The sequence below is a fragment of the Candidatus Cloacimonadota bacterium genome (assembly GCA_020532085.1).
Classification (GTDB): Bacteria; Cloacimonadota; Cloacimonadia; order Cloacimonadales; family Cloacimonadaceae; genus Syntrophosphaera.
Window position 1 is genome coordinate 1 of sequence record JAJBAV010000062.1, and the last position, 6,765, is coordinate 6,765.

6 protein-coding genes are annotated in these 6,765 nt (G+C 58.5%); 2 read left to right on the forward strand and 4 right to left on the reverse strand.

From position 1 onward, the window contains the following. Together LHW45_10615 and LHW45_10620 are read right to left on the reverse strand one after the other, a co-directional pair. Positions 1-328, reverse strand: a 328-nt coding sequence (locus LHW45_10615) for a hypothetical protein (protein ID MCB5286021.1), incomplete at its 3' end; no start/stop codon positions are given. 88 nt (positions 329-416) lie between these two features. Beyond that, positions 417-1,079 (reverse strand): hypothetical protein, encoded by a 663-nt coding sequence (locus LHW45_10620; protein MCB5286022.1) that lies wholly within the window; start codon positions 1,077-1,079, stop codon positions 417-419. Between the two features lie 945 nt (positions 1,080-2,024). On the opposite strand from LHW45_10620, the gene LHW45_10625 reads away from it, so the two are divergent. Beyond that, on the forward strand, positions 2,025-3,422 hold the full coding sequence (locus tag LHW45_10625; protein MCB5286023.1) for an O-antigen ligase family protein: 1,398 nt from the start codon (positions 2,025-2,027) through the stop codon (positions 3,420-3,422). Between the two features lie 160 nt (positions 3,423-3,582). Further along, complete coding sequence (locus tag LHW45_10630; protein MCB5286024.1) at positions 3,583-4,827, forward strand: ISL3 family transposase; 1,245 nt, start codon at positions 3,583-3,585, stop codon at positions 4,825-4,827. Between the two features lie 156 nt (positions 4,828-4,983). Here the strand turns inward: LHW45_10630 and LHW45_10635 are convergent, their stop codons facing one another. Both LHW45_10635 and LHW45_10640 read right to left on the reverse strand, forming a co-directional pair. Further along, positions 4,984-6,324 carry a biliverdin-producing heme oxygenase gene (locus tag LHW45_10635; GenBank protein ID MCB5286025.1) on the reverse strand — a complete coding sequence of 447 codons (1,341 nt, stop codon included), beginning with the start codon at positions 6,322-6,324 and terminating at the stop codon, positions 4,984-4,986. Positions 6,325-6,500: 176 nt separating this feature from the next. After that, positions 6,501-6,765: response regulator (locus tag LHW45_10640; protein ID MCB5286026.1), on the reverse strand; the 265-nt coding region annotated here is incomplete at its 5' end.

Consider the following 6,765-nt stretch of genomic DNA (forward strand, 5'->3'; position numbering starts at 1 on the left):
CCTCCGAGACGAACACAAAATCCAGGTGGGCCATGACCGGGATGTCGCCCGGGTGGCGTACCTCGACCTGGCGCTGGAAGTTGGCGAAGCCGGCGACCGCGAAGGCTGCGGCCACGATCTCCTCGGCCATGTGGCCGCGGCGGTGGCGCAGCAGGGTGATCAGGTCGGCTTCCGGGGCGTTGCGTTTGCCGAGAATGGTTTTGCGCGGGCAGGCGCCGATGTCCGAGGCACCGAGATAGGTGCTGCGGTCGCCGAGCGTGGCTGCGGTCTGCTGGCTGGCAAGCTGCTGCAGGGCGGCATGCAGGGTGGTGAGCATCTGGTCCGACATGGTGGTCTCCTCTTGGATGGATGAGGGAGGAGACACCAGTTCCCACCGAGGGAATGGTCTCACTCCCTCCGGGGTTGGGTTGGGTTGGTCAGGCGGCTTTCTTCAGCCAGGCCTTGCCGGTCTTGTCCCATTGAAAGCCCGCGGCCTTGAGCAGTTCCTTCTTGTCATAGAGGTGCTCGCCCATGGCGAGGATCACGCCCTGACGGTGCTCGAAGGTGACGCCGGCGATCTTGGGCAGGTCAACGGTGGGATCGGAGCCAACAGGCGGTGGGCCTGCGGGCTGACTGGTTGGTGGTGGCGGTGGGGTCGACGACGGCCTGCTGGACGGTTGGAAGACGTGCTTCAGCAGACCCTTGTAGGCATCGCTGCCAATGGACAGCAGCGACATGCATTTCTGGATGGCATCGGTGATCGCCCCTTTCTGGGCGTCGCCGACATTGCCTTTGACGATCTGCATCTGGCCCTTGTGCGAGCCCTTGCACAGCCAGTCACCGTCGACCCGGACATAGAGCCGGACCTCGGCGACCGCCTGGTTCTCGAAGATCTCCTCGCGGGTCAGTTCGTAGCGCCAGTTCTCCGGGCCGAGCACCTCGTTGACGCTGTCAAAGACGTACTGCGGCCGGTAGCCGTATTTGACCTGACCGATGGTCTTGCCGTCGCGGTCGGTCATGCGGATCTCCTGGACCGCTTCGATGCCGAAGGCGCGCAAGCGCTGGTTGATGGCCTGGATCTGTTCCTGCAGTGGTGCCATGGTGGTGCCTCCTCAAAAAAAATGGGAGCGACAACGCATGGCTCCGCCGGGAGCATGGTGGTTCGCTCCCGATGGATGGGTGGGGTGGGTATCGATGAAACCGGGGGACTGACGGATCAGCGCCGGTGAGGGAAAGAGAGTGTGCCGGAACCATCAGCCGCAACACGGCGGCAGGTCAGTTCAGCGACAACGCGGGAAAGAAGAAGAAAGGCAGGCGGGCAGGCGATACGGAAAACAGAATCGCAGGCCATTAAGCGCATTGCTGCCGGATGAAGGGGAACGTTCGCCTCAGCGATGAGACGTCCCGAACGGAAACAACAGCGCCGCCATCATACCTGGAATGCAAGAACACGAAAACCGTGCTCAGCTAGTCCCTGAATAGGGGTATCTCATTGAAAATGAGCCGGAAAAGATGAAGGAACTATAGAGAATCAGAAAAGAAAAGCAAGGTAAAAATATCGATATCACCGCTGCGCACCCACACAGAATATTCCCCTTACCCCCACCCAACCCAAGCTGTTGTTCTCAATTTGATACCTATTGTCTTCGTTTTATTCATTTTGACAATTCAGCGTTTTTCCCGCCAGCTTCGGTCACTTATCGAAGCGCCACCAACGCCCCCCGGGGCAAAAGAATCTAACCTTATTATTTTAAGCTGTTACCGTGTTTTTCCCTGTCCCGCCGCCCTCTCCGCAACGGCTTACGCCAATCTCGCCCAAGTTGGCACGCATAGTGCTATCTCAACCCGTTAAGAGCTGACAGAAATTGCCAGAGACACTACCCGCTCCCTCCCGATTTTTCAGGCGATCTGACGAGCGACCGGCATGAACAGCCCGCACACCACCCTCGAGGATCAACTCCTGGGCACTGGAATCGGAACAGGCAGAACGTTTCCTTCCCCGGTTCATTCGGGATGGACCTCAAAACGGGATTTACGGTTTTTCATTGCAGAGGTTTAGAAAATTTTCGGCATCACTGTTCTGGCCTTATGTCGCGATCATTGTCCTGGCCCCCCTCCCCTTCGGCGGAGTGCATTCGCTCAGCCAGGCATTTTTCGCGACTTGTTTTCTGCTGCTCGCCTTCCTGTGGAACCTGGGACAGGCGTTTGTTTTCACCGGGACCAGAGCGGATCTACGGCGCATCTGGCCGGAGGCTGTTTGTTTTACCCTCGTCCTTGGCTGGATCGGCCTGCAGGCATCCCCTATCCTCTCGGAGTTTGGAGGCAACCCGCTGTGGTGGGAGGTAACGGCAACCCTGGGCACAGCACCTGATCCGGGTGCCTTGACGCTCGCCCGAAGCTCGGCGATCGAAAGCCTGCTTCGCCTGGCCACCTATGGTGCAGTGTTCTGGCTGGCGTTTCAATTCGGGCAGGAGCAACGGTACGCAAAATGGTTGCTCATGGCTGTGGTCATTTCCGGAACGGTGTACGCGGTCTATGGCCTGGTGGTGCACTGGGGTGGTTTTGATCGGGTCCTCTGGGTGGAGCATACGGTCACCCGGCGTGACCTTTCCGCCACACTGATCAACCGCAACAGCTACGCCACCCTGGCCGGCTTGAGTCTCCTCTGCGCCATCGGCCTCTACCAGGCGAGCCTGCAGCGGGGATTGGAAAGTAAACGAACGGGACGCGACCGGCTGGGCTTTCTGCTGCACCATGCGTTCAGCAAGGGGGCGGTCATGCTGACCAGCATTCTCGTCCTGCTTACCGCCCTCTTCCTGACGCATTCGCGCGCCGGGGTGACCAGCGGGCTGATCGGTCTTTTCTGCCTGATGTACCTGGCAAATGTACGCTGGCGGGAAAAAGGCTGGATAAGCCGGTGTTTGGCCCTCTGTCTGCCTGTGGGGCTGCTGGCCGCCTATCTCCTCAGTGGCGAGGGCTGGCAGCACCGACTGCTCGGGACCGATCTGGAAAAGGAAGGGCGGCTGGTCATGTACCAGCAGGTCTGGCAGGCCATTCAGGCCGCTCCCTGGAATGGCTATGGCGCCGGCAGCTTTGCTTCTGTTTTCCCGATGTTTGCGGACGAGCTGACGAGCCATTGGGACAAAGCGCACAATGATTGGCTGGAAACATTGTTCGATCTTGGCTGGCCGGCCGGACTGCTCTGGTTTGCAATGCTGTTCAGCCTCAGTTTCCGCTGCCTGGCAGGGGCCTTCCGCCGCAAAAGAGATCGGGTGTATTCGATGGTCGGTTGTAGCGCGGGACTGCTGGTCGGTCTGCATTCCTTTGTTGACTTCAGCCTGCAAATACCGGCTGTGGCCATAACCTTTGCAGTGCTGCTTGGTGTTGGCGTGGGGCAAAGCTGGTCGAGCCAAAAAACCTCTGCCGGGTACAGGGCAATCTGAAGAAAAGACAGACCTGCGAAAGTTTAAGTTCTATAAATTCAGTAGGTTAAACCAGATAAATGAAACGTATGGAGGGAACAATGAAAAATTGGTTCCTCGTCATTTGGTGTGGATTTGATGTATACAGGGATCAAATCCACACCAAATGACGGGAGGGGTCATGCACAGCAGGGATATCATCACCTTAGGGCTCGGACTGCAGGAACCATGGGAAATCGTCAGCCAGGAGCTGGTCACGGAAACGACACCCCATGAGCTGCGCCTGACCATTCGAGCCCAGCGGGGATCACGCTTTCCCTGCCCGGTGTGTGGTGCGTCCTGCCAGGCCCACGACTACAAGGAGATGACCTGGCGCCATCTCAACTTCTTCCAGCATCACTGCCTCATCACCGCTGCCGTCCCCCGGGTTCGCTGCCCGCAGCACGATGTCCGGCGGATCGAGGTGCCCTGGGCCCGCAAAGGGAGCAAGTTCACCCTGCTGTTCGAGCAGGCGGCCCTGGTTCTGGCCCGGGAGATGCCGGTGCTGACCACGGCCCGCATCCTGGGGATGACCGACAAGAAGCTGTGGCGCATTGTCCTGCATTACGTCAATGCCGCCATGACCAAGCTGGACCTGAGCACCCTCAAGGCCTTTGCCCTGGACGAAACCAAGGCGCACAAGGGGCAGCGGTATGTTACCGTGTTCATTGATCTTGACCGCAAGGAACGGCCGGTTGTCTTTGCGGTTCCCGGCAAGGGCAAGGCGAACCTGAAGGCCTTCAAGGAACACCTGATTGCCCGTGGCGGGAAAGCCGAGAACGTGGTCGAGGTGGTCTCCGACATGTCGGGCGCGTTCATTGCCGGGGTGAAGACTCATTTCACCAACAGTGCCCAGACGGTGGACTGGTTTCATGTGGTGCAGTTGTTCACCAACGCCGTCAAGGACGTTCGCCTTGCCGAGACCAAGGAAACCAGCATGCCCAAGGCCAGCCGCTGGGCCACGCTGAAGAATGCCGAAGGTTCCTTCACCGAAGCGCAGGTTGCCGCCCTGAACGAACTGGTCGCCATGGATCTGCAGACGGCCAAGGCCTGGCGCATCAAAGAGATGCTTCGCTGGGTCCGCCGGGCCGAGTCCAAGCAGGCAGCGAAATGGCGGCTGACCAGGTTTGTCAACGAGGCTCGTTCGCTCGCCGCCGGCATCGACCTGCTCAAACCGGTCCGCACGGCCCTGAACACCGTGACCAGACACCGCGATGCCATCCTTTCCCGCTGGGATTCAGGCCACAGCAACGCTCGCCTCGAAGCGCTCAACGGCATCTTCCAGGCCGCCAAATGCCGGGCCAGGGGATACAGAAACGATGACACCTTCATCAGCATCATCTACCTGCTGGCTGCGCCTATCCAGCAGCTCCTCAAATCCACTTGAAACGACGAAGAGCCCTGGTACAAACTCCGCTGAAACAGGTGGTCGTACAACTCCTTGATCTCAATACCGGAATCCAGCAACCCCTGGACGGTTGCGTGGCACTCGGCGCGCTGACCAGCGAGCAGCGCCTTCAGGTAGCCCTGGTACAGGTTTTCATCAATCATTGGTGCGTGTCCCCCGTCCATCGTTGTATTGCAAACGTTCAGCTGCAACCTGTTGTGCTTGCTGCAGAGTCGCATTGACCGCACTGGTCCATTCCGCTGAAAATCGTTGTGCATCCGTCAGCCAACTTTGCACGGCGGTGACGCTCCCTTCGATCCCGGCTGTTTCGTCGACAATCGCGGAGACCAACAGTTCCACGGCAGTGCTGTCTTTTCGGGCCATTTCCCCGCCAAGAGATTTTTCCCACTCCTCCTTCAGCGATTGCACGGCCTCTGCGGGGATGATCGCTTCTCTTCTCTCTTTGAGATGTTCGGCAGCATCGAGCAGTTTTTGGTAATTGGCCTGTTTTTCCGGAACGGCCCTGGACAGTTCTTCATGCAGGAATCGCAAGGTGTATTCCATCAGGATGGTCGGCATGCCGCGAGAAGCCAGCACCCTGCAGAGCCAATCGATCTGCTGCCTGACTATTTCCGGCTCCAGGGTCGAAAGCATGGCCAGCCAGCAGATGTCACTGTCTGAAAACCGCTTCCCCCGTTCACCATAGCGCTCAAAATAATACCCGAACGCATTCCACCCCCGGGTGCTCGCTTTCAGAGCGGCTTCCATTTCCCGATCATCCTGCGGCATCGGATGATTGCCGGCTTCCGGGTTGATTCGGGTTATATGCAAAGATGGGGCACTCTTTTGAAGCGGGTAAAGGGCTCGATAGAGCCGCTCTAACCCGGAAAAGGTTTCTCGAGCGGCCTCGATGACTTCCTGGTGGCTCGGTGGATCGTGCAGCAAAGCATTGACCGACTGGGAGAATGCCCGCCAGCGAGCACCTACCTGGTCTCCGTAACTGGCATAGTAGCGGCAGCCATTCACTCCCTCCAACTGGTAGGTTGCCGCTATATCCGGCTGGTGCATCCGGTTGCCGAGCGTGGATCCTTCAAGAACATACAGACAGCCAACCAGGGTGATTGGGTGCTCAACGCTCCGCAGCCGAATTGCATCGGCAAGGGCCAGGGCCGCGTTAACAGGTTCCTTTGCGTCCGAAGCCAGGCCAGGCTGGAAGTGCGCAAGATCCCTTTCCAACAGCGGCAATTTTCGCAAACTGTCATCCCAGACGGCCGCCACCTCCTGCGTTTTTGCGAGTTCCCCCTCCAAAACGCCATGGATTATCGATAAGGCGTGGAGTTGATTGAGGTAGGATGCCAGCGGGAGGCGATGCTCCATGAGCCTTTGAAAGAATGGAAGAGATGCCAGTATCTCATGGTGCGTACTGGTTTCCAGTTTCAGCCGTTTCATGATCGGTGTGGGCTCGTCAGTTTTGTTGTGCTCACCGGGAAGGATCATTTCTGTTCTCCATGCTGACGGGTTATCGGTATCCGGGATGCTTGGGATCATCCGATGGTTATGAACGTCCCCCGCATCTGTCGGCTGACCAGGCGGCGAATGACCGTGGGATCCCTGTCACGCGAAACCGGTCGAGAGATGCCGCGGCCAGTACGATGCGCATCGATGTTTCCGGTTCAGCCGACCTCCCGGCCACTCGCGCCCGCGGCCAGGGCCTCCCGTACTTTGGCGGCCAGGTGTTTGCTCAAAAAGGGTTTTTGCAGAAAATGGACGCCGTCGTCGAGTACCCCATGATGGGCAATGACGTTGGCGGTGTAGCCGGACATGAACAATCTCTTGAGACCGGGACGCAGTGATTCCAGCTTTTCGGCCAGTTCGAGACCGTTCATCCTGGGCATGACCACATCGGTTATCAGCAGGTCGATTGTGCCGCCATATTCC